Annotated in this window: 18 protein-coding genes; 12 read left to right on the forward strand and 6 right to left on the reverse strand. The window is 73.4% G+C overall.

Annotated features, from left to right (window positions below):
* Window positions 1-28 precede the first annotated feature (28 nt).
* Together MWU57_RS13945 and MWU57_RS13950 are read right to left on the reverse strand one after the other, a co-directional pair.
* Window positions 29-1,657 (reverse strand): endo-1,4-beta-xylanase, encoded by a 1,629-nt coding sequence (locus MWU57_RS13945; protein WP_246909851.1) that lies wholly within the window; start codon window positions 1,655-1,657, stop codon window positions 29-31.
* Between the two features lie 191 nt (window positions 1,658-1,848).
* A complete protein-coding gene (locus tag MWU57_RS13950) occupies window positions 1,849-2,370 on the reverse strand; it encodes a DinB family protein (RefSeq protein WP_207767676.1) in 522 nt (173 codons plus the stop codon).
* Between the two features lie 205 nt (window positions 2,371-2,575).
* Between MWU57_RS13950 and MWU57_RS13955 the strand changes: the two genes are divergently transcribed.
* The 3 genes from MWU57_RS13955 to MWU57_RS13965 all read left to right on the forward strand — a co-directional run bounded on the left by MWU57_RS13955 (window position 2,576) and on the right by MWU57_RS13965 (window position 5,795).
* Window positions 2,576-3,565 (forward strand): hypothetical protein, encoded by a 990-nt coding sequence (locus tag MWU57_RS13955; RefSeq protein ID WP_246909854.1) that lies wholly within the window; start codon window positions 2,576-2,578, stop codon window positions 3,563-3,565.
* 113 nt (window positions 3,566-3,678) lie between these two features.
* Complete coding sequence (locus tag MWU57_RS13960) at window positions 3,679-4,206, forward strand: hypothetical protein (protein ID WP_246909856.1); 528 nt, start codon at window positions 3,679-3,681, stop codon at window positions 4,204-4,206.
* The gene (locus MWU57_RS13965) at window positions 4,203-5,795 is read left to right on the forward strand and encodes a methyltransferase (RefSeq protein ID WP_246909857.1); all 1,593 of its coding nucleotides are present in this window, start codon (window positions 4,203-4,205) and stop codon (window positions 5,793-5,795) included. Before MWU57_RS13960 ends, MWU57_RS13965 begins: the two co-directional genes overlap by 4 nt.
* A 13-nt stretch (window positions 5,796-5,808) precedes the next feature.
* Here MWU57_RS13965 and MWU57_RS13970 read toward each other — a convergent pair whose 3' ends face one another.
* Window positions 5,809-6,570, reverse strand: a complete 762-nt coding sequence (locus tag MWU57_RS13970) for a S9 family peptidase (protein ID WP_246909859.1) — start codon at window positions 6,568-6,570, stop codon at window positions 5,809-5,811.
* A 145-nt stretch (window positions 6,571-6,715) separates the two neighbouring features.
* Here MWU57_RS13970 and MWU57_RS13975 point away from each other — a divergent pair, with 145 nt between their 5' ends.
* Together MWU57_RS13975 and MWU57_RS18480 are read left to right on the forward strand one after the other, a co-directional pair.
* Window positions 6,716-7,669, forward strand: coding sequence for a LysR family transcriptional regulator (locus tag MWU57_RS13975; protein ID WP_106264725.1), 954 nt, complete (start codon window positions 6,716-6,718; stop codon window positions 7,667-7,669).
* A 43-nt stretch (window positions 7,670-7,712) separates the two neighbouring features.
* On the forward strand, window positions 7,713-8,522 hold the full coding sequence (locus tag MWU57_RS18480) for a CAP domain-containing protein (RefSeq protein ID WP_246909862.1): 810 nt from the start codon (window positions 7,713-7,715) through the stop codon (window positions 8,520-8,522).
* A 28-nt stretch (window positions 8,523-8,550) separates the two neighbouring features.
* On the opposite strand, the gene MWU57_RS13985 is transcribed toward MWU57_RS18480, so the two are convergent.
* Window positions 8,551-9,969 carry a TrkH family potassium uptake protein gene (locus tag MWU57_RS13985; RefSeq protein WP_246909865.1) on the reverse strand — a complete coding sequence of 473 codons (1,419 nt, stop codon included), beginning with the start codon at window positions 9,967-9,969 and terminating at the stop codon, window positions 8,551-8,553.
* 76 nt (window positions 9,970-10,045) lie between these two features.
* Here MWU57_RS13985 and MWU57_RS13990 point away from each other — a divergent pair, with 76 nt between their 5' ends.
* Entirely contained in the window at window positions 10,046-11,707 is a 1,662-nt protein-coding gene (locus tag MWU57_RS13990) for an HNH endonuclease signature motif containing protein (protein ID WP_246909867.1), read from the forward strand.
* A 16-nt stretch (window positions 11,708-11,723) separates the two neighbouring features.
* Here the strand turns inward: MWU57_RS13990 and MWU57_RS13995 are convergent, their stop codons facing one another.
* A complete protein-coding gene (locus MWU57_RS13995; RefSeq protein WP_246909869.1) occupies window positions 11,724-12,752 on the reverse strand; it encodes a serine hydrolase in 1,029 nt (342 codons plus the stop codon).
* On the reverse strand, window positions 12,749-13,393 hold the full coding sequence (locus tag MWU57_RS14000; protein WP_246909871.1) for a TetR/AcrR family transcriptional regulator: 645 nt from the start codon (window positions 13,391-13,393) through the stop codon (window positions 12,749-12,751). The genes MWU57_RS13995 and MWU57_RS14000 overlap by 4 nt, the downstream gene beginning before the upstream one ends.
* Window positions 13,394-13,492: 99 nt before the next feature.
* On the opposite strand from MWU57_RS14000, the gene MWU57_RS14005 reads away from it, so the two are divergent.
* The 6 genes from MWU57_RS14005 (at window position 13,493) to MWU57_RS14030 (ending at window position 22,186) form a co-directional block, all read left to right on the forward strand.
* Entirely contained in the window at window positions 13,493-16,141 is a 2,649-nt protein-coding gene (locus tag MWU57_RS14005; protein ID WP_246909932.1) for a beta-glucosidase, read from the forward strand.
* 73 nt (window positions 16,142-16,214) lie between these two features.
* Complete coding sequence (locus MWU57_RS14010; protein WP_246909873.1) at window positions 16,215-17,903, forward strand: ABC transporter substrate-binding protein; 1,689 nt, start codon at window positions 16,215-16,217, stop codon at window positions 17,901-17,903.
* Window positions 17,904-18,003: 100 nt separating this feature from the next.
* Entirely contained in the window at window positions 18,004-19,095 is a 1,092-nt protein-coding gene (locus tag MWU57_RS14015; protein WP_246909875.1) for an ABC transporter ATP-binding protein, read from the forward strand.
* The gene (locus tag MWU57_RS14020) at window positions 19,092-20,072 is read left to right on the forward strand and encodes an ABC transporter permease (RefSeq protein ID WP_246909877.1); all 981 of its coding nucleotides are present in this window, start codon (window positions 19,092-19,094) and stop codon (window positions 20,070-20,072) included. The genes MWU57_RS14015 and MWU57_RS14020 overlap by 4 nt, the downstream gene beginning before the upstream one ends.
* Window positions 20,073-20,075: 3 nt before the next feature.
* Window positions 20,076-21,098: an ABC transporter permease gene (locus tag MWU57_RS14025; RefSeq protein ID WP_374108562.1), complete on the forward strand. Its 1,023-nt coding sequence runs from the start codon at window positions 20,076-20,078 to the stop codon at window positions 21,096-21,098.
* Complete coding sequence (locus MWU57_RS14030; protein ID WP_246909879.1) at window positions 21,095-22,186, forward strand: ABC transporter ATP-binding protein; 1,092 nt, start codon at window positions 21,095-21,097, stop codon at window positions 22,184-22,186. Before MWU57_RS14025 ends, MWU57_RS14030 begins: the two co-directional genes overlap by 4 nt.
* Window positions 22,187-22,199: the final 13 nt, after the last annotated feature.

Genomic DNA, 22,199 nt, shown 5'->3' on the forward strand with positions numbered 1-22,199 from the left:
CACCCACAGCGGGGGCGGGGGCGGTGCGTCAGGCGGTGATGCAGGTCGCCGTCGGGGCCGTGGTGTTGCCGTTGGAGTACAGGGTGATCCCGAATGAGTTGCCGTTGCCGTTGGGTGTGGCGGTCAGGGTGCCGGTGGTTCCGGACACGTCAGCGTTCCAGGAGCTCTGCACCGACTGGCCGGACCCGGTGCTGATGGTCACGAGCCAGCTGTCGGCGTCGGTGACCTCGAAGGTGGTGTTGAAGCGGTCACCCCACTCGTCGGTCTTCGTCACCGTGACGGTGCAGGCGTCGGCGCCTCCGTCACCCCCGGAGGCGGACGAGCAGGTGGCCGTCGGGGTCGTGGTGTTGCCGTTGGAGTACAGGGTGATCCCGAAGCTGTTGCCGTTGCCGTTCGGCGTGGCGGTGAGCGTGCCGGTGGTGCCGGACACGTCGGCGTTCCAGGAGCTCTGGACGCTCTGTCCGCTGCCGGTACTGATCGTCACGACCCAGTCGTCGGCGCCGCTGACCTCGAAGGTGGTGTTGAAGCGGTCGCCCCACGAGTCGGTCTTGGTCGCCGTCACCGAGCAGGTGCCGTCGCCCCCGGGGTCCGTGGGACCGCCGTCGTCCCCGCCGTTGTCGTTGCCGTCACCGCTGTTGAGCTGGTCGAGCACGTAGTTGTACGCGGCCTTCTTGTTGCCGTTGCCGTCGAACAGCAGCGGCGTGCCGGAGGCGCGCCACGAGTCGGTGTCCCGCACGCCCCACACGGTGATGCCCTGGCAGCGGGCGACGGCCATGCAGGCCTGGACCACGCCGCGGTACTGCTCGGCCTGGGAGGTGCCGGAGCCCTCGATGTCGAGCTCGGTGATCTGCACGTCCACGCCCAGGTCGGCGAAGTTCTGCAGGGTCTCGTGGTAGTTGCTCGGCACCGGGTTGCCCGAGTTGAAGTGGGCCTGGAACCCGACGCAGTCGATCGGGACGCCGCGCGCCTTGAAGTCGGCGACCATGTTGTAGACGCCCTGCGTCTTGGCGTGGTTCCAGTTGTCGGTGTTGTAGTCGTTGTAGCAGAGCTGGGCGTTCGGGTCCGCGGCGCGGGCAGCGCGGAACGCGGCCTCGATCCAGTCGTTGCCGGTGCGCTGCAGGTTGGAGTTGCGGCGGGCGCCGGACGAACCGTCCGCGAACGCCTCGTTCACCACGTCCCAGGAGTGGATCTTGCCGCGGTAGTGGGTGGCGACCTCGGTGACGTGGTTGAGCATCGCCTGGCGGAGCTGCTGCCCCTCCATGTTCTGCATCCAGCCCGGCTGCTGCGAGTGCCACGCCAGAGCGTGCCCGCGGACCTGCTTGCCGTTGCTGAGCGCCCAGTTCACGATCTGGTCGCCGCTGCTGTAGTTGAACTGGTTCTGCGACGGCTCCGTCGCGTCCATCTTCATCGCGTTCTCGGCCGTGATCATGTCGAACTCACGGTTCGCGATGTTCATGTACTGCTGGTCGTTCATCCGGCCGGCGGCGATCGCCGTGCCGAAGTAGCGGCCGGACTCGGCCGCGGCGTCCTGCAGGGTGGAGCCGGCCGCCTGGGCGGAGCCGACGCCGATGCCGGTGGTGATCACCAGCGCGGCGAGGGTGGAGAGCGCGGCGGTGCGCCGCCTCGTCGTGCTTCTCGAGAGTGGTGCTCGGGTCATCGTTGATCCTGCCTCCCTGGGCGGACCCACGCTGGTCCGCCCTGTCGAAAAGGATTTCGAGATTCGACCGTAGCGGGCCGACCAGGACTTCGCAATCGTTTTCGAGAAACTGGACGACGCCGCACGCTGCCCGGTTGCCCCGGACATCTCACCTGATCAGGGCCGGGAGCGCCCGGAGGTGTGCGTCCGGCTCAGAGCCCGGTGCGCCCGTCGATGCACTCGCGCAGCAGGTCGGCGTGGCCCATGTGGCGGGCGTACTCCTCGACCATGTGGATGATGACGTCGCGCACCTCCACGGTGCCGCCGTCGAACGGGACCTCGCGGTCCAGCTCCTCGTGGATCATCTGCTCGTCCGCGGCGTCCACGGCGGCGTGCCACGCCTCCCAGGCCTCGTCGGCGCACTCCTCGGTCGGGTAGACCTCGTCGAAGTCGACGTCCGCGGCGCGCGCCCGCTCGAACGGTCCGGGCGCGGCGGTGCCCTGGAGGACACGGGTGAACCAGTGGTGCTCAGCGTTCGCGAGGTGGCGCACCAGCCCCAGCAGGGACAGGTTCGACGGCGGCACGCTGCGCCGCGAGAGCTGCTCGGCGTCCAGGCCCTCGCACTTCATGACCAGCGTCATGCGGTACCGGCACAGGTACTCCCAGAGGGTCTCCTTCTCACCGACCGGGTCGATGCCGGTCGTCCGCGGGTCCTGCTCGGGTGCGACCCACATACCCGTCATCGTTGCGCTCACCCGCACAATCTGGCGGTCGACGGGCACCCAGGTCAAGGTCGCGAAGGCAACGATCTGGACACCTTCGGCGTGTCATTGGGTAGCCTTCGCCAACATGAGGCGGATCACAGCGAACGACGAGGCGCTGCCGCCCGCCGACGGTTCTTCCGTCGCCCCAGGTCAGACTGGCTTTCCGTTCGGTCCGGTGCCGACAGGTGGGGACGACGGCGCTGCCGCCGGAGACGCGCCGGCCGATCCGGGCAACCCGCCACCGGCCGCTCCCTGGGCCACGCCGCCGGCCTCGCCCGCGCCGCCCTGGGCGAGCGCCGTCGTCCCCACCGCGGCACCCGCGCTCGACGACGTCCTCGACGGCACGGCGGACGTCGCCGGGACCTTCCGCGACACGGACCGCAAGCCCCGCAAGACCAAGGGCAGGACCAGTGACAAGTCCACGAGGTCGTCGCGCCGCACGTCCCGCACGAGCCGGGAGACCGACTCCGGCGCCGGCGACGACGCGCCCCTGCCCGCACTGCTCGCGGACGCCCCGGGGGACGCAGCGCCCGACGCCCCGCCGTCGCGGCCGTCACGAACGTCGCGCTCCGCCCGGCGGCCCGCGACCCGCCGCGGCGGCGAGCCCCCCGCAGGTTCCGCCGTCGTGCAGGACCTCACGGCGCGCGCCCGGTCGGCGGCCACGGCGCTCCCGCGCCGGAAGGCCACCGGCTTCTTCGCCCGCAGGGCCACGCTGTTCGTCGCCGGCGCCGCGGCGCTGCTCGCCGGGGTGGGGGCCGGCGCGGCGGTCGACCTGGTGCGCGGCGGTGCGGAGACGAGCACCGACGTCGCGACCGCCGCCGTCGTGTCGCCGGAGGTGTGCGCCGCCGCCCAGGTCGCCTGGTCGCGGGCCGCGTCCGCCCAGGTCCGGATGGACGCCGAGTCGCCGCGGTCGCTGCGCACGGGGTTCGTCGGTGCGCGGGACTACCTCAGCAAGGTGGACCCGCCCGCCGCGGTCATCACCGACTGGGCGACCGTCCTGACGTACGTGACGGCCGCGGCGGACGCGGCACAGGAGGCGGAGGACGGCGAGGTCGGCGAGGCCGTCGCCGGTGCGCTGCAGGAGCACGACACCGCGGCGATGACCGCGGCCTCCCAGCGCATCACGGACTACCTGGGCGCCGACTGCGCGCCCGACGCGCCCTGACGCGCCCTGCTCGCCGGAACTTCGTCCCGACTCGCCCGGTCTGCCCCGTGAGACGTCTCACGAGATTCCGCCTGGATTTCCCGCGCGCGCGACGCGTAGGCCACCATGGTGGGATGCTGCCTCTCCGTCTGCGCACCCGCCGCACCGCCGCCGCCGTCGCGGTCGCGCTCGCCGCCGGGACGGTCGTCGGTGCCTGCAGCTCGTCCGAGGGCTCGCCGCAGGCGGCCTCCGAACCGGCTCCCGCCATCTCGATCGATTCCGACCTCTCGATGGGCACCGGCGACGGGAACGAGCCTTCCCCGGGCCTCAGCGAGGAGTGCGTCGCGCTCCAGGAGGCCTGGGCCGAGACCAACCGCGCCCTGGCCGGGGTCGACGAGGAGCACCCGCGGCTGCTGGTCGCCGGGATCCGGGCGGCCCACCGCTCCATCAGCTCGGTGGAGGACACCGCCGAGGTGCCCGGCTGGGACGGGATGACCGCCTACCTGGACAAGGCCGTCGGCGCCTTCGAGGACGTCGACCCCGACGACGACCAGGCGGTCGCCTCGGCGATGACCCTGGCCGTCTCCGACGTGGACACCGCGCGGGCCACCACGGCCCACGCGTCCGTGACCGAGTACCTCGAGGCCGGGTGCCGCGGATGACCTCTGCGCCCGCACCGTCCGGTGACCCCGGACAGGTGGAGGCGCTGCGGTCGGCGCTGGAGTCCTCCGGCTTCAAGGTCGACGGCGTCGAGGACCTGCTGGGCGACGTCGCCTCCGCCGCGCTGCACCGCGAGCAGGCCCTGCCCGCGCGCCGCGTGGTGGCCGGGCTCGACGACGCCCGCGCGACGCTCACCGCCCTCTTCCTGCTGGGCGACGACGTCTCGCGCGCCGCGCTGGATGCCGCGCTGCCCGGGGTGGGGGCCGACGGCGCCGCGCGGCTCGGGCTGGTGCGTGCGGCCGGCCAGGACCCGGTGGACCCCGTGCGCGCCGTCGTCGACCTGCGGCCCTACGCCGCCACCGACGCGACCGGTCCGGTCGGGTGGTGGCTGGCGAGCGACCTCGGCGAGGCCGTGACGGGGCGTCGGCTCGCGGGCGACCACGTGCTCGGCGCCGGTGGGGCGGCCCTGACGCTCGCTCAGGTCACGGTGCGCGCGCAGGTGGGCCGTGTGCTGGACCTCGGTACGGGCTGCGGCATCCAGGCGTTGCACGCCGCCCGGCACGCCCGCGCGGTCGTCGGCACGGACATCTCGCACCGTGCGCTCGGGTTCGCGCGTTTCAACGCCGCCCTGAACGCGCCCGGCGCCGACCTCACCCTGCGCCACGGCTCGATGCTGGAGCCCGTCGCCGGCGACCGGTTCGACCTGGTGGTCTCCAACCCGCCGTTCGTCATCACGCCGCGCACCGGCGCCGCCGGCGCCACCGTGTCCGCGGCGCTCGGCGACTTCGAGTACCGCGACGGCGGACGGGCCGGGGACGACCTCGTGCGCGACCTCGTCACGGGCGTCGGCGCCGTCCTCGCTCCCGGCGGGGTGGCGCAGATGCTCGGGAACTGGGAGCACCGCCGCGGCGAGCCGTGGACGGAGCGGGTGGGCTCCTGGCTCGACGACTCGGGCCTGGACGGTTGGGTCGTCGAGCGTGAGCTGCTCGACCCGGCGGAGTACGCCGAGACGTGGATCCGGGACGGGGGCACCACCCGGGCACGTGAGCCGGCCGCGTGGGACGCGGCCTACGGTGCCTGGCTGGACGACTTCGCCTCCCGCGACGTCGAGGCCGTCGGCTTCGGCATCGTCACGCTGCGCCGTCCGGCAGGGGCGGCCGACGGCGGCACGGGCGACGGGCGCGTCACGCTGCGGCGGCTCGAGGAGCACCACGGCTCCCTGCGGCAGCCGCTCGGCGGGCACCTCGCCGCGTCGCTCGCCGCGCACGACTGGCTGGAGCGCCACGACGACGACGCGCTGGCCGCGCAGCGCCTGGTCGTGGCGGGCGACGTCACCGAGGAGCGGTACCTGTCGCCGGGCGCGGCCGACCCGAACGTGATCGTGGTGCGCCAGGGTGACGGTCTGGGCCGCGGCGTCCAGGCCTCGACCGGCCTCGCGGCCTTCGTGGGCGTGTGCGACGGCGAGCTGACGGTCGGCCAGACCGTGGGTGCGCTGGCAGCGCTGCTGGACGTGCCGCCGTCGGACCTCGCGGCCGAGCTGCTGCCCGCCGTGCGCGGCCTGGTCCGCGACGGCTTCCTCGGTCCCGCCTGAGCGGACGGCCCGCTCAGGCCGGCGTGAGGTACGGGTCGGCCCAGGCGCTGATGATGCGGGCCGCGCGCTGGGCCTGGCCCGGCCTGGTCAGCAGGTGGTTCGAGCCCTCCAGCGAGACGAAGCTGCGGGGGTGCCGCGCGGCGCGGAAGATCTCGCTCGCGTTGTCGATCCCCACCGTGTTGTCCGTGGGGGAGTGCATCACCAGCAGCGGCAGGCCGAGCTCCGGGATGCGGTGCGCGAGGTCCGCGGCGCGGACGTCCTCGACCATCCCGCGCTTGAGGTTGAGGCGCTTGCCCCCGACCTGCCAGACGGCGTTGCCGCTCTCGAGGACCTGGTCGACGAGGTCGTCGTAGTGGTGCTCGGCATGGCTCGGGTCGAACGGTGCGCACGCGGTGACGACGGCGCGGGCGTCGGGGATCTCCGGCGCCGCGGCGATGGCGGCCGCACCGCCCCACGAGTGCCCCGCCACGACGCTCACCGGGGTGCCGCGCGCGGCCATGAGCTCGGCCGCGAGCACGGTGTCCGCGACCTTCACGGTGAACGACCCGTCGCCCCAGTCGCCCTCCGAGTCGCCGAGCCCCAGGTTGTCGTAGCGCAGCATGCCGATGCCCTCGGACGCGAGCTGCTTGCAGATCCGCGCCGCCGCCGGGGAGTCCTTGCCGAGCGTGAACCCGTGGACGAACAGTCCCCAGCCGCGCACCTCGCCCGCCGGCTCGTCGATGATCCCGGCCAGCTGCGGCCCCGTGCTGGACGCGAACGTCACGCGTTCTGCCATCGTGCTCCCTCTCGTCGGTACCGTGGGGCCAGTGTGCACACGGCACGTGTCTCGCGCGCACGACGGTCCGCACCGGAGCGCCGGGCCGGGCCGCTGTGACCAAGGGACCATCCCACAGATGCTCTGACGGAGATATCTTCTCGGTATGGAGATCGACCTCCGGCACCTGAGGCTGGTGACCGTCGTCGCCGAACAAGGCAGCGTGACGAAGGCGTCCGCGGCCCTCGGCATGGCGCAGCCGGCCCTGTCCGCACAGCTCAACCGCATCGACCAGGCCCTCGGCGGCCCCGTGTTCGTGCGCGACCGGCACGGCACACGCACCACCCCGCTGGGCGAGCTCGTGCTGCGGCACGCGCGCGTCCTGCTGCCCGCGATGGAGGCATTCCACGACGACGTGCGCCGCCACGTGCTCGCGCGGCCCGACACCGCCACCTCGCTGCGCGTGGGGACCGTCTCCACCGTCCTGGGCGGGATCTTCCTCAACCGGCTGCGCGCCGACCTCGCCGGCGTCACCGTCACGTCCTTCACGTCCTGGTCGGCGGACGCGGCGGCGGTGCGGCTGGCCGACGGCACGCTCGACGTCGCGCTGGTCGGTGCGTGCGGTGACGCCGTCCTGCCCACCGAGGGCGGCGTGGAGTGGACGCGGCTGCGCACCGACCCGGTGTTCGTGCTGCTGCCGGAACACCACCGGCTCGCGGGCGACGACGAGGTGCCGCTGGGTGAGCTCGCCGAGGAGAACTGGCTGTCCGCGCCCGGAGACGGCTGCTTCGAGCGGTGCTTCGTCACCGCCTGCGCCCGCTCCGGGTTCACACCGCGCGAGGTCAGCGAGACCGAGCGCGCGTCCGCCGTCGAGCAGGTCAAGGGCGGGCACGCGATCGCCCTCGTGCAGCCGCTGCTCCTCGACCTGCCCGGCGTCCGTGCGGTCGCCCTCGAGGGCGAGCCGCTGCGCTGGACGCAGTACGTGGCCTGGCGCGGGGACGCCGCGGAACGGTTCGACGTGGACGTCGTGCGGGCGGCCGCCGTCTATGCCCACGCAGAGGCCGTGCGCCGCACCCCCGCCTACGAGCGCTACGTGATCGCGCAGGGTTCGGCACCCTAGGAGCTCTTCCGCGGCGGCCGGGCGGGGCGCTACGGTGCCCTGCGTGTCGCGACGACGAGGGCCCAGCACCAGCCTGCGTCAGCTGGTCGCGCTCCTGGTCACCTTCGCCGTCGGGGTGGCGCTGGTCCTGGCGACGGCACTGCTCGCTCCGGACGTGCTGCGGATCGACGACTACCGGGGAGCCGGCACCTCGGCGGCATCGGCTGCCGGGACGGAGGTGCTGGTGCAGGCCGCGGTCCGGGGTGGGTCCGGCAGCGCGAGCACGGAGGGCAGTGACAGCGGTTCGAGCCCGCAGGAGTCCGCGGGTGTCGCGGCGGACGGCGAGCCCGAGTCAAAGCAGCCGGCCGACGAGCCCGACGGTCCCGCGACAATGGAGCCGGCCGACGAGGCCGACGAGCCCGCGACAAAGGAGCCGGCCGACGAGCCCGACGGGTCCGACGCGGTCGACGGCGGCGCGGCGAGGTCTGCGGGCGGGAACGACGGCATGGCCGCCCGCGTCCTGGCGCTCGTCAACACCGAACGCGCTGCTGCGGGTTGCGGCGACCTGCGTGCGGACCCGGCGCTGGACGACCTCGCGCTGGCCCACTCCCAGGACATGGCCGACCGGGAGTTCTTTGACCACACGAACCCCGAGGGGCTGAGTCCTTGGGACCGCGCCGACGCCGCGGGGGTGCCGGGCGTCGGCGCCGAGAACCTCGCCCGCGGCCAGCCGGACGCCGAGGCCGTGGTCGCGGCGTGGATGGACAGCCCGGGTCACCGTGCCAACATCCTGAGCTGCGACCTCGTGCGGCACGGGCTGGGGATGCAGGCAGGTCCCGGCGGCCCGTGGTGGACCCAGGTGTTCGGACGCTGACGCCGTGCCCGTCGCGGGGCAGGATCGATCAGCCGATGATGACGGCGGACTCGGGACGGCGGTAGAACTTGTGACGCGATCGCAGGGCCAGGCCCGTGCCGAGGGTGATCGGGCCGAGGCGCCCCAGGAACATCAGTACGGTCAGGAGCACCTGGTGCCAGCCGGCAAGATCGGCGGTGACGCCGGTGGACAGGCCCGTGGTGGTGAAGGCGGAGATCACCTCGAACAGCACGCGGTCGAGGGGCAGCACCGTCGGTGACACGGACACCGTGATGGCGAGCGTGGTGACCACGACGGCGGCCACGCCGACGAGCGCGACGGTCAGCGCCTGCCGCTGCGTCGCCCGGGCGATCCGCCGGTCGAAGGCGGTGACGTCGGGGTCGCCACGCAGCTCGGACCAGATGATGAACGCGAGCACCGCGAAGGTGCCGACCTTGACGCCGCCCGCCGTGCCGGCGCTGCCACCTCCGATGAACATGAGCATGTCCGTGAAGAACCAGGAGCCGTGGTTGAGCTCGGAGGTGTCGATCGAGTTGAAGCCCGCGGTGCGCGGCATGACGGACTGGGTGAAGGCGGCGAGCAGCTTGCCGGGGACGCTCAGCGGGCCGAAGGTCTGCGGGTTCGCCCACTCCACCACGAGGAAGAAGACGGTGCCGACCGTCAGCAGCACCGCCGTCGTCCCCAGGGTGAGGCGGGCGTGGATGCTCCAGCGCGTCGGGTCGCGCAGCGCCGATCGCAGGTTGTCGCCGCGCCGCGTGCGCGACAGGCGCCACAGCTCGAGCAGCACGGGGAAGCCGAGCCCGCCGATGATGACGGCCGCGCAGATCGGCAGGCAGATCCAGGGGTCGCTCACGAACCGCATGAGCGAGTCGCCGTAGATCGAGAAGCCGGCGTTGTTGAAGGCGGACAACGAGTGGAAGATCCCCGACCACGCGGCGTGCCGGAACGTCTCGCCGTAGCCGATCATGAGGCGGACCGTGAGGACCACGGCCAGGACGAGCTCCGCGACCACGGTGAAGCGCAGCGCCCCCAGCATGACCTTCTTGACGTCACCGAGCCCCACGGTGTGCGTGGACTCGGCGGCGACCATGCGGGTGCGGAGCCCCAGGCGTCGGGAGAGCAGCAGCCCCAGCAGCGAGGCGACGGTCATGACCCCGAAGCCGCCGATCTGGATCAGGACGAGGATCACGCCCTGGCCGAACGGGGTCCAGAACGTCTCCGTGTCGACGACGACGAGCCCGGTCACGCAGGCCGCGGAGGTCGCGGTGAAGAGCGCCTCGACGAAGCTGGCGCGCTGGCCGGTGGTCGAGATCGGCAGCAGGAGGAGCGCGGTACCGATCGCGATGGCCGAGAGGAACCCGAGCGTCACCACCTGTGCGGGTCGGCGTCGCAGGCTGGCGGGAGAGGGGCCCTCGGCGCGGGGGTCCCGCCGGAGTGGCAGGTGCACGAGCAGACAGTCTTGCACGCCCCTGGCCCGTCCACAGGGGCTAGAACGTGTGTTCGAAAGTTGGTAGGTTCGAACCATGACGACGCAGACCGCCGGCCCGCTCCCCGCCTTGGCTCCGGCCCCGGCGGACCGGCCGGCCGTGCACGCGGACGTCGAGATGTCCCGCCTCGACCACCTGCTCGACGCGCTGGCCGAGGTGCAGGCTGCGATCGGCACCCTGGAAGGGCGTCGTGCCGTCCTGCTGGCCGAGGCCGCCCAGCTCGCCGAGCGGGCAGAGGCCCGGCTGGTGGACGACGGCGGGACGGCCGCGCGTGCGACGTCGTCCCGGCGTCAGGAGCTCGCCCGCCGGGCCGTCGTGGCCGAGGTCGCGACCGTGCTGCACGTGGGCGAGCACGCGGCCGGAACGCTGTGCGACCACGCCGATGCTCTGCGCGCCAAGGCTCCGCGCACGTTGGCGCTGCTGTCGGCGGGCCGGTGCTCCTGGGCGCACGCCGCGCGCGTTGCCCGGCACGTCGCCGACCTGGACGAGGGCGACGCGCGGCGTGTGGAGGAGTCGGTCGCTCCTGTACTGACGACGAGCACCCCCGGGCAGGTCGATGCACGGGCCCGCCGGGCACGGGAGAACGTCCATCCTGAACCTGTCGAGGTGCGGCACGCTCGGGCCGTCGAGGCCCGGGGCGTCTACCTCGACGACGGCCGCGACGGCATGGCGTGGCTGTCGGCGCACCTGCCCGCGGTGGTGGCGCACGCCGCCTACGACAGGCTGACCAGCACGGCGACCGGCCTGCGGGACCAGAACGGGTCGCTCGGCCGGAGCCAAGGGATGGCCGATGCCCTCGCCGCGCTGCTGCTCGACGACGGCACGCTCGACCGCACGTGCATGCCCACGTCGGCCCGGCCCGCCCTGAACGTGCCCGACGTGACCGAACCGCCCGGACCCGCGCCGTCATCGACGATTCCTGCGCTGGCTGCACTGGCGAGGTCCATCCGACCGCGCGTGACGGTGACCGTGCCGGTGCTGACCCTCCTGGGTGCCGCCGACGTGCCGGGCGAGCTCGACGGCTACGGTCCGGTCGGCCCCGAGGCCGCCCGGGAGCTGGCCGAGCTGGCGCCGTCGTTGCGCCGTGTGCTGACGCATCCCGAGACGGGGGTCCCGCTGTCGGTCGGGCGCGAGTCGTACACGGTGCCGTCCGCGCTGAGGGCGGCCCTCGCACGGCGCGACGAGACCTGTCGCTTCCCTGGCTGCGGTGTCGCTGCCCACCGTGCGGACCTCGACCACACCACCGACTGGGCAGCTGGTGGAACCACCAGCGCGGACAACCTGGCCCACCTGTGTCGTCGGCACCACGTGCTGAAGCACCAGACGGGCTGGTCGGTGCGCCGGGTGGCACCCGACGAGGCCGGGGGTGACGGTGCCACCGGCGATCGACCGGGGCTGGGCGGCACGCTCGAATGGACGTCGCCGACGGGCAGGCGGCACGTGACCCGACCGGACGGCCGTCCGCCCGCCAGCATCCATCGGTCCGTCCCGGAGCCTCCGGTGCCACCGGGTCTTGAGCCGCCGGCCCCGCCGGATGTTGAGCCCCTCACCTCGCCAGGTCCGCAAAGGCTGGCATCGCCGGGTCCCGAGCCGCCGGCCCCGCCGGATGTTGAGCCACTCACCTCGCCAGATCCTGAGGCGTCAGCCTTGCCCGGCGCGACGCCGCCGCCCCACGGCTTCGGTGAGCCACCGTTCTGAGAGCGGCAGTGCGCGCTCAGCGCGACAGCGCCGCCAGCAGCCGGAAGGCCGCCAGTGCCACGCTCCGGCCGTGGTTGGTCAGCACGACGACGGCGTCGCCGGCGGCCGGCCGGAGGCACAGCGCCGAGCGGAACCCGCCGGTGCCCCCGCTGTGCCAGATCACCAGGTCGCGCCCGCGGCGTCGCTCGGCCTCGCCCACCGTGCGCTGCCAGGCGAGGCCGATGCGCGGGCCGTGCTCGGCCACGGCGAGCCGCACCGCCTCGCCGAGCTCACCCGGCGGAGGGTCGAGGTGCGCCCGCGCCCAGCCCAGGAGGTCGGTGGCCGTCGAGTGCAGGGCTCCGGCGCCGGGCAGGGCGCCGAGATTCCACGGGGCCGCCGGGGTGCGCCGTCGGTGGTGCCCGACGGCGGCACGGGCGGCCTGCTCGGACGTCGCACGCTCGCTGGTCCCCGTCGCGGCGAGCCCCAGCGGTTCGGTGGCGTCGCGGGCCACCAGCTCCGCGAACGGGAGGCCGGCGTGCCGGGCGAGGGCGATGCCGAGCAGGCCGAAACCGCTGTTCGAGTAGGCCTGGCGGCCGGTGCCGGGGGTACGCCGGAGCCTGCCCGAGCGGATCGCGCCGAGCAGCGCCTCCTCCGAGTGGTCGCGGTACGGGTCCAGGCCGCGGTACGCGTCGAGGGTGCCGCGCAACATCGGCACGTGGACGCGCGGCAGGCCGGACGTATGGGTGGCGAGGTGGCGCAGGGTCACCGGTGTGCCGTCACGTCCGAGGTCCGCGACCTCAGGGACCAGGTCCCCGACCGGCATGTCGAGATCGAGCTGGCCTGCCGCCACGGCACGGGCCAGCGTCAGGCCGGTGAAGGTCTTGGTGATCGAGCCGATCTCGAACCTCGTGAGCGCGTCCGGGGTGCCGCCGTCGGGCAGGGACGTGCGACCGGTGCCGCGCACCGTCATGGTGCCGTCGGGTGCGAGGTGCCCGACGACGACCCCGACGCGGCGGCGGGCCAGCCGGCCGGCGGCCCGTTCGAGGAGCGCGGCGGCGTCGCTCACGGTGCCGGCGGCAGGTGCTCGGCGCCCCGCAGGACGGCGGCGAGGATCGCCTCGATGGCGAAGGCGGTGGACTCCGGCAGGGAGACGACCTCCGGGTCGAGCAGCCACTGGGTCTGCAGGCCGTCCATGACGCCGATGACGGCGCTCGCGGCCCGTTCGGAGTCAGCGAGGGGCACCTCGACGCCCCGGTCGTGGGCCACCTCGCGCAGGGCTGCGGCGATCTCGGTGCGCAGCACCTCGAAGCGGTGTCGGACCCGGTCGGCGGCGGGGTGCCCGTCGGTGACCGCCTCACCCGTGAGGACGGAGTAGGCCTGGACGATGCCGCGGCGGTCGGTGTTGAGCTTGGCGGTCTTGAGCAGGTGGCGGAAGAGCTCCAGGCCACCGGGGATGTGCTTGCCCTCCAGGTGCTCGACGTCGACGCGGTCGCGGTACTCGAGCACCTCCCAGAGCAGCTTGTCCTTGCTGCCGAAGTGGTGGAGCACCCCTGCGTGGGTGATGCCCACCTGGTCGGCGACGTCGGCGAGCGAGCCCGCCCGGAAGCCCTTCGACCCGAAGACACGCGTGGCCGCGGCGAGGATCTCCTCGCGGCGCTCGGCGCGCGGGACGCGGCGGGCGCGTGGGGGCTGCGAGACGTCAGTCATGTCGTCACCATACTGTGACCTGGACTACTTACTGACTAGTCAGTAAGTGTGCTCTACTGGGCGTCGATGTCACCGCAGACAGGAGCAACCCGCGTGTCGATGCAGACCGTGCCCAGCAGCAGCACCGCTGTCGAGAACGGCCTCGAGAACGGCCTCGAGCACGATCTCGAGGCAGCACTCGACGCGCTCGTCGCGCGTCTCACCACCGCCGAGAAGACCGGCCTCGTCGTCGGCGCCGACATGTGGTCCACCCGCCCGCTCGCGCGGATCGGTCTCGAGCCGGTCGTGATGTCCGACGGACCCGTCGGGGTGCGCGACCCCCTCGGCGGCGGCACGTCCGCGATGCTCCCCGCACCCTCCGCGCTCGCCGCCACCTGGGACACCACGTCCGCCCGCCGGGTGGGCAGCCTCTTCGCCGCCGAGGCCCGCCGCCACGGCGTCCACGTCGTCCTGGCCCCGCAGGTCAACCTGCAGCGCACGCCGGTGGGCGGCCGCCACTTCGAGTGCTACAGCGAGGACCCGCACCTGACGGCGGAGCTCGCCGTCGCCGTCGTCGGCGCCGCGCAGGAGGACGGCGTGGCCATGTGCGTCAAGCACTACGTCGCCAACGACTCCGAAACCGACCGCACGCGCTACCTCGCCCGCGTCGACGCCCGCACCTTGCGCGAGGTCTACCTGGCACCCTTCGAGCGGCTCGTCGCGGCCGAGGCCTGGAGCGTGATGGGCGCGTACAGCGGCATCGACGACGGCACCACCGCCGCGCCCGCCCTCGAGCACCGTCCCCTGCTGACCGGCGTCCTCAAGCAGGAGTGGGGCTTCGACGGTCTCGTCGTCTCGGACTGGGTCGCCACGCAGTCGGTCGCCGCCGCCGTGCGGGGCGGCCTCGACCTCCAGATGCCCGGTCCCGACGGCGCGTGGGGAGACGGCCTGGACGCCGCGCTCGCGGGCGGCGAGATCGAGGAGGCCGAGCTCGACGACAAGGTCCGGCGCCTGCTGCGGCTCGCCTTCCGCGTCGGTCGGCTGACGCTGCCCGACGGCGGCACCCCGGACGGAGGACCGGCCCGCGTCACGCCCGGGTCGCCGGCACCGACGGGATCCGCACCGACGGGATCCGCACCGACGGGATCCGCACCCGGGGCATCCGCGCCGGGTTCGCCGGGGGACCGCGCGAGGTTCCTGCGCGAGCTGGCCGCCCGTGCCGCCGTCGTGCTCAAGGACGGTGCCGGCCTGATCCCGCTGCCCGGCGTCGAGGAGGGCGTCCCGCTGCGGGTCGCACTGCTCGGTGCGTCCGCCGTGGACCCGTTCTTCCAGGGTGGCGGCTCCTCGTTCGTGGTGCCCGAACGGCTGTCCTACCCCGCCGAGGCGCTCGCCGACGCCCTGCCCGCGGGCTCCCACCTCGACGTGGTCGCGGGCTCGCGTGCCCTGCGCAACCCGGCTGCGCTCGACGTCGGCCGCTGCACGGACCCCGTGACCGGAGCACCCGGCATCCGCGTCGAGCTGCTCGACGCGGCGGGAGAGGTCCGGCGCACCGAGGTGCGCACCACCTGGGACGGCTGGTACGGCGACGTCGGGCCCGAGGACGCCAGCCTGCGGCTCACCGCACGCGTCGACACGAGCGAGCTCGGAGCCCACGAGCTGGGTGTCGGCACCGTCGGCGTGCACCGCGTCACCGTGGACGGGCGGCTCGCCTCCGCCGGCGACGTCGTCGCGACCGAGGACGTCATCCTCGCCTCGACGCACAACCACCCGGTGGCCGGGACGGTGGCCGTCACCGGACCGACCGCCGACCTCGTCGCCGAGCTGCAGGTGGTCCACCCCGTCGGCTACGACCGGTTCGTCCGGGCCGAGATCGTGCACCGCCGCCCCGGCCCGCGCGCCGCGGAGGAGCTCCTCGCCGCCGAGGCCGCGGCGCGCGCCGCGGACGTCGCCGTCGTCGTCGTCGGCACCACCCACGAGGTCGAGTCCGAGGGCTTCGACCGGACCGACCTGCACCTGCCCGGCAACCAGGACGAGCTCGTCCGGCGGGTGGTCGCCGCCAACCCGCGCACCGTCGTCGTCGTCAACGCCGGCGCCCCGGTGCTGCTGCCCTGGCTCGAGGAGGTGCCCGCCGTCGTGTGGGGCTGGCTCGCCGGGCAGGAGGCGGGAGCGGCCCTGGCCGACGTGCTCACCGGCGTCACCGAGCCGTCCGGACGCCTGCCCTGGACCCTGCCGGCGCGGGCCGAGGACGTGCCGGTGCCGCACGCCGTCCCGGTCGGTGGGGTCGTCGACTACGCAGAAGGCCTCGACGTCGGCTACCGCGCCTGGGAACGGCACGGCGAGCCGGCTGGCGGCCCGCAGCCCGCGGCGCCCTTCGGCCACGGGCTGGGGTGGACCACCTGGAACTACGAGTCGGCCGTGACGGCCGGCGGGAGCCGCCCGGCCGCCGCCGACGAGGACGTGCAGCTCCGCGTCCGGGTGTGCAACACCGGACGCCGGACCGGGCGCGAGGTCGTCCAGGTGTACGTGGAGCCGCCGCCCGGCACCGCGCAGCGCGACCCGGCGCGCCCCGTGCGCTGGCTGGGCGGCTTCGCCGTCGTCGACGCCCGACCGGGCGAGGCCGCCGAGGCGGTCGTGACCGTCCCCCGCCGCGCGCTGCAGGTCTGGGACGCCTCGGCCGGCTGGACCACCCCGCCCGGCAGGTACCGGCTCCGCGCGGGCCGGTCGGTGCGCGACCTGCGCCTGGACGTGGACCTGCACGTCGACGCCTGACCCTCCGACGACCCCGACGACCCGACGACCCCGAAGAAGACCCGAGAAGAAGACTCGTGCAAGGAGGCACACCGTGAGTATTCGCAAGCTGTCGACGGCCGTCGCCGGCGCCGCCGTCGTCGCCCTGCTGGCGACCGCGTGCGGCGGTGGCGGCACCACCGCCACCGACGACCCGGACGCCCGGACAGGAGGCGGCACCGGAGAGGTCCTGACCGTCGGCATGCCGAACGGGACGCAGACCGAGAACCAGTCGCCCTTCGCGACCGGCTCGGCCGCCCTGTCCCTCGGCTACGCGTTCGTGATCTACGAGCCGCTCATGATGCTCAACGACGCCCGCCCCTCCGAGGAGCCGCAGCCCTGGCTCGCCGACTCCATCGACTGGAGCGACGACTACACGCAGGCGGTCATCACGCCCCACGAGGGGATCACCTGGTCCGACGGCGAGGAGTTCGACGCCGAGGACATCGCGTTCTCGATCCAGCTCCGCCAGGACTTCGAGGGCATCAACACCTCCGCCCTGCCGATCGAGGCGGTCGAGTCCGACGGCTCGACCGTGACCGTGTCGTTCGCGTCGCCGCAGTTCGTCAACCAGGCCAAGCTCGCGGACATGCTCGTCGTGCCCGAGCACCTCTGGGCCGCCGTCGAGGACCCCACCACCTTCACCAACACCGAGCCCGTGGGCACCGGCCCGTACACGCTCGAGTCCTGGACGCCGCAGGCCGCCACCCTGGTGGCACGGGACGACTACTGGGGCGGCGACCTGGCGGTGCCGGAGATCCGCTACTCGTCATACAACGACAACAACGCCCTGACGACGGCGCTCACCACGGGCGAGGCCCAGTGGGGCTGGACGTTCATCGCCGACTACGAGAACGTCTACATCGCCCAGGACCCGGAGCACTACCACCAGTACGCCGCCGCCGGGCTCGGCATCGACGCGCTGTTCCTCAACCTGGAGGAGAAGCCGTTCGACGACGTCGCCTTCCGCCGGGCGCTCAACATGGCCATCGACCGGGGTTCCCTCACCGAGGTCGCCACCTCCGGCGTCAACCCGCCGATCACGAGCGTCACGGGCCTGCCCCTGCCGGCCGGCGAGGAGTTCGTGAGCGACGAGTACGCGGGCCAGGAGTACGCCGTCGACGTCGAGGGTGCCAAGGCGCTGCTCACCGACGCCGGCTACACCGGGGTCGGGGAGAAGCTCGTGGACCCGGACGGTGAGCCCGTCGCGTTCGAGCTCACCAACCCGGCCGGCTGGAACGACTACCTCACCGCGCTGGACCTCATCAAGAACGCGGCGGCCGAGCTCGGCGCCGAGGCCACCGTCCAGCCGGCGAACGCCGACGGCTGGTTCGCGGACATCATCCCGCCGGGCAACTTCGACGCCACGCTGCACTGGACCGACGGCGGCGCCACGCCCTGGGACCTGTACGCCAACCTCATGGACGGCGCCCAGTACCAGCCGCTCGGCGAGCCGGCGACGTGGAACTTCGGCCGCTACCAGGACGAGGACGTCACCGCGGCGCTCGCCACCTACGCGGCCACCACGGACGACGCCGAACGCTCGGAGGCGCTCGCGACCATCCAGCAGCACTTCGTGGAGGACGTGCCGGCGATCGCCGTCTGGGCCCGGCCGGCGACCGCGCAGTACTCGTCGCTGAACTACGTCGGCTGGCCCTCCGAGGAGGACCCCTACAACCAGCCGCAGCCGACCGGGTCGCAGGCCGCGCAGATCCTGCTGAACCTCGAGCCGGCCGCGGGCTGACCGGGTTCCCGGCGTGACCGGCGGTCCCCGCCGCCGGTCACGCCGGTGCCCGCCGGCGCCCGCCGGACCTGCCCTCCCTCCGAACCCCTCAGGTGATCGCATGAGTACCCCAGCCCTCGGCGCCGCTGCGGTGCCACCGTCCGCGGCTCCGGCGTCCCCGGCGCCCGACGACGGCGCCGCTCCCGACGAGTCGCCCGTCCTGCGGGCGACCGGTCTCACCCGGCACTTCCCGGTGCGTGGCCGCCGGGGCGCCGTCGTGCACGCCGTGGACGGCGTCGACCTCGAGATCCACCGCGGCGAGGTCGTCGCGCTCGTCGGCGAGTCCGGCTCCGGCAAGTCCACCGTCGCGCGGCTCCTCGCGCAGCTGATGCCCCGGACCGCCGGCGGGCTCGAGCTGCACGGCCGGGACGCGACCGTCCGCGGACGCCGGGCCTTCCGCGCGTACTGCCGCCGCGTACAGATGATCTTCCAGGACCCGTTCGGCTCGCTGAACCCCGTGCACACGGTGCGGTACACGCTGTCCCGCAGCGTGCGCATCCACCAGGGCAGGCTGCGCGGCGCGGAGCTCGACGCCGCGATCCGGCGCGTCCTCGAACGGGTGCACCTGTCGCCCACCGACCGCTACATCGACAAGTTCCCGCACGAGCTGTCCGGCGGGCAGCGGCAGCGTGTCGCCATCGCGCGGGCGCTCGCCGCCGACCCCGAGGTGCTGCTCGCCGACGAGCCGATCTCGATGCTCGACGTCTCCATCCGGCTCGGCATCCTCAACCTGCTGCAGGACCTGCGCGACCGGCTCGACATCGCGATCCTGTACATCACCCACGACATCGCCTCGGCCCGCTACTTCGCCGACCGGACCGCCGTGATGTACGCGGGCCGGGTCGTCGAGTCCGGCGACAGCGAGTCCGTGACCCAGGACCCGAAGCACCCGTACACCCAGCTGCTCATCGGGTCCGCCCCGGATCCCGACGACCTGGCGGCGCGGGCGCGCGGTGCGCGTGGCGAGGCCCCCAGCCTCGTCGACCCGCCCGCCGGGTGCCGGTTCAACCCTCGGTGCCCCGTCGCCGCGGACGTCTGCCGGACCGAGACACCCGCGCTGATCGAGGTGGCGGAGGGCCGCCGGGTCGCGTGCTGGGGCTACTCCGACCGCCCCGACCGCCCCCGCGTCGGGGACGAGGGAGGCACGCGATGAGGTTCGCCGTCCGACGCACGATCTTCTACCTGATCACGGCCTGGGCCGCCGTGACGATCAACTTCCTCATCCCTCGACTCATGCCCGGCGACCCCGTCACGGCCCTCATGGGCCGGATGCAGGGTCGGATCGACTCGAACGCGGAGCAGTCCATCCGCGTCCTCTTCGGACTCGACACGGAGAGCTCGGTCTGGCAGCAGTACGTCGACTACTGGGGACTGCTGCTGCGCGGCGACCTGGGGCTGTCCTTCACGTTCTTCCCGACGCCCGTCGCCGACATCGTGCAGCAGGCGCTGCCGTGGACGGTCGGGCTCGTGGGGATCGCGACCATCATCGCCTTCACGCTCGGCACCCTCGTCGGGACGGCGATCGGCTGGCGGCGCGGCACGTGGGCGGACTCGCTGCTGCCGATCACCACGTTCTTCTCGGCCGTGCCGTACTTCTGGCTCGGGCTCATCGCCATCACGGTGTTCTCGGTGACGCTGGGCTGGTTCCCCTCGTCGGGCAGCTACGACCGCGGGCTCGTGCCCACCTGGTCGTGGGAGTTCGTCGGCTCGGTGATCTACTACGGGTTCCTGCCTGCCCTGACGGTGGTGCTGTCCTCCGTCGCGGGCTGGATCCTCGGGATGCGCAACATGATGGTGACGGTCTCCTCGGAGGACTACGTCACCGTGGCGCACGCCAAGGGACTGCCCGAGCGCACGGTGATGGTCGGCTATGCCGCCCGCAACGCGATCCTGCCCCAGGTGTCCAGCTTCGCGCTGTCCCTCGGTTTCGTCGTCGGCGGGACCCTGATCATGGAGATGGTCTTCTCCTACCAGGGCATCGGCTACACGCTCTTCCAGGCCGTGAACACCCAGGACTACCCCTTGATGCAGGGCTGCTTCCTGGTGATCACCCTGGCCGTGCTCGGGGCCAACATCATCGCCGACTTCGTCTACGCGGCGCTCGACCCGCGCACCCGTCAGGAGGGCTGAGCCATGACGCACGACGTCACGCTGGCCGAGGCCGAGACCGTCCCCGAGATGCGGGTCGAGCACGACGACGACCCCCGCCGCGCCAAGAGGTTCCTCTTCCTGCGCAACGGCAAGGCGCTCACCGGCATCGGCATCCTGCTGTTCTTCGGGATCCTGGCCCTGGTCGGCCCGTGGATCGCCCCCTACGACCCGAACCAGGTCTCCGCCGACCTGCTCCAGCCCCCGACGGCGGCGCACTGGCTGGGCACGGACCACACGGGGCGCGACATCCTGTCCCAGATCATCGTCGGCACGCGGGGCGTGCTGGTCGTGGGGCTGATCGCCGGCGTCTCGGCGACGGTCCTCGGGGTCGTCGTCGGCGTCACCGCCGGGTTCGTCGGCGGCGCGGGCGACGAGACGCTCTCCGCGCTGTCCAACGTGTTCCTCGTCATCCCGCAGCTGCCCCTCATCATCATCATCGCCGGGCAGCTCCCGACGGCGGGCGGCGTCACGGTCGCGCTCGTCATCGGCGTCACGGGCTGGGCGTGGGGTGCGCGCGTGCTGCGCGCCCAGACGCTGTCGCTGCGCAAGCGGGACTTCGTCGAGGCGGCGCGGGCCAACGGCGAACGCACCTGGCGGCTCGTGCTCGCCGAGGTGCTGCCCAACCTCACGGCGATCATCGCCGCGGGGTTCGTCGGCACGGTCACGTTCGCCGTGCTGTCCCAGGTGACCCTGGCGTTCATCGGGATCACGCCCGTGTCCGACTGGAACTGGGGGACCATCCTGTTCTGGGCGCAGAACAACCTGGCCCTGCAGCGTGGCGCGTGGTGGTGGTTCGTCCCCGCCGGCCTCTGCATCGCGCTGCTCGGCATGGCCCTGACGCTCGTGAACTTCGGCATCGACGAGTTCGTCAACCCTCGCCTGCGCAGCACGGGCATGAACGCGCGGTTGCTGCGCCGCCGCCGCATCCGTCCCCGCATCGGCTTCACGCCGGTGCTGCGCACCGGGCCGAGCCCTGACCGTCCGACCTCCGAGGAGCGCTCATGACCGCCTCGACCCTGCACGTCCCGACGGCCGGGCCCGGTGCGGGCGACCCGGTGCTCGAGATCGAGAACCTGTCCGTGGACTACGGATACACCGACGACGCCACGCACGTGCTGCGCGACGTGTCCCTCACGCTGCACCGGGGCGAGGTCCTGGGGCTCGCGGGGGAGTCCGGCTGCGGCAAGTCCACGCTGGCGTACGCCGCGATGCGGCTGCTGCCACCGCCAGGACTGATCAGGTCCGGCAGCGTGCACTTCACGGACCGCGACGGGACCCGGACCGACGTGCTGCGCCAGAGCGACGCCGAGCTGCGGGCGTCGCGCTGGCAGGACATGTCGGTGGTCTTCCAGGGCGCCATGAACTCGCTCAACCCCGTGTTCCGCATCGGTCGCCAGATCGCCGACGGGATCCTGGCGCACCGGCCGCGGACGACCCGCAAGGAGGCCCTCGAGCAGGCCGCCGGGCTCCTCGAGATGGTCGGGATCAACGCCGACCGCGCGCGCGACTACCCGCACCAGCTCTCCGGCGGCATGCGGCAGCGAGTGATGATCGCGATGGCCCTGGCGCTCGACCCGCAGGTGCTCATCATGGACGAGCCCACCACGGCGCTCGACGTCGTCATGCAGCGCCAGATCGTCGAGGAGATCGCGGACCTGCGCGAGCGGCTCGGCTTCTCGGTCGTCTTCATCACGCACGACGTGTCCCTGCTGATCGAGATCGCCGACCGGATCGCCATCATGTACGCCGGCGACGTCGTCGAGGACGCCCGCGCCCAGGACGTCTACCGCCGCCCGCGGCACCCCTACTCGTCGGCGCTCCTGCACTCGTTCCCCCCGCTGCGCGGCGAGCGGCGCGAGCTGACCGGCATCCCCGGGGCGCCGCCGGACATGCAGCGGATGCCTCCGGGATGCCCCTTCGCGCCGCGGTGCGCCCACACGACGGACGTGTGCCGCGAGGTGCGCCCGGCGCTGGGGCCGACCGCCCTCGCGGACCGCGGCGAGCAGGAGGCAGCGCGCCGGGTGGCCTGCCACCTGCACGACGCCGCAGCCGGACGGGGCGGGGGATCGCTGCCGGCGGGCCTCGCCCGCTGACGGTGCGCACGCC

The organism is Isoptericola sp. S6320L (genome assembly GCF_023015685.1).
Taxonomy (GTDB): domain Bacteria; phylum Actinomycetota; class Actinomycetes; order Actinomycetales; family Cellulomonadaceae; genus Isoptericola; species Isoptericola halotolerans_A.

Excerpts from the sequence above, each read along its gene's own strand:
- MWU57_RS13945 (WP_246909851.1), bottom strand. The coding sequence starts at position 1,657 with ATGACCCGAGCACCACTCTCGAGAAGCACGACGAGGCGGCGCACCGCC.
- MWU57_RS13950 (WP_207767676.1), bottom strand. The coding sequence starts at position 2,370 with ATGTGGGTCGCACCCGAGCAGGACCCGCGGACGACCGGCATCGACCCG.
- MWU57_RS13960 (WP_246909856.1), top strand. The coding sequence starts at position 3,679 with ATGCTGCCTCTCCGTCTGCGCACCCGCCGCACCGCCGCCGCCGTCGCG.
- MWU57_RS13965 (WP_246909857.1), top strand. The coding sequence starts at position 4,203 with ATGACCTCTGCGCCCGCACCGTCCGGTGACCCCGGACAGGTGGAGGCG.
- MWU57_RS13970 (WP_246909859.1), bottom strand. The coding sequence starts at position 6,570 with ATGGCAGAACGCGTGACGTTCGCGTCCAGCACGGGGCCGCAGCTGGCC.
- MWU57_RS13975 (WP_106264725.1), top strand. The coding sequence starts at position 6,716 with ATGGAGATCGACCTCCGGCACCTGAGGCTGGTGACCGTCGTCGCCGAA.
- MWU57_RS13990 (WP_246909867.1), top strand. The coding sequence starts at position 10,046 with ATGACGACGCAGACCGCCGGCCCGCTCCCCGCCTTGGCTCCGGCCCCG.
- MWU57_RS14000 (WP_246909871.1), bottom strand. The coding sequence starts at position 13,393 with ATGACTGACGTCTCGCAGCCCCCACGCGCCCGCCGCGTCCCGCGCGCC.
- MWU57_RS14005 (WP_246909932.1), top strand. The coding sequence starts at position 13,493 with ATGCAGACCGTGCCCAGCAGCAGCACCGCTGTCGAGAACGGCCTCGAG.
- MWU57_RS14015 (WP_246909875.1), top strand. The coding sequence starts at position 18,004 with ATGAGTACCCCAGCCCTCGGCGCCGCTGCGGTGCCACCGTCCGCGGCT.
- MWU57_RS14020 (WP_246909877.1), top strand. The coding sequence starts at position 19,092 with ATGAGGTTCGCCGTCCGACGCACGATCTTCTACCTGATCACGGCCTGG.
- MWU57_RS14025 (WP_374108562.1), top strand. The coding sequence starts at position 20,076 with ATGACGCACGACGTCACGCTGGCCGAGGCCGAGACCGTCCCCGAGATG.
- MWU57_RS14030 (WP_246909879.1), top strand. The coding sequence starts at position 21,095 with ATGACCGCCTCGACCCTGCACGTCCCGACGGCCGGGCCCGGTGCGGGC.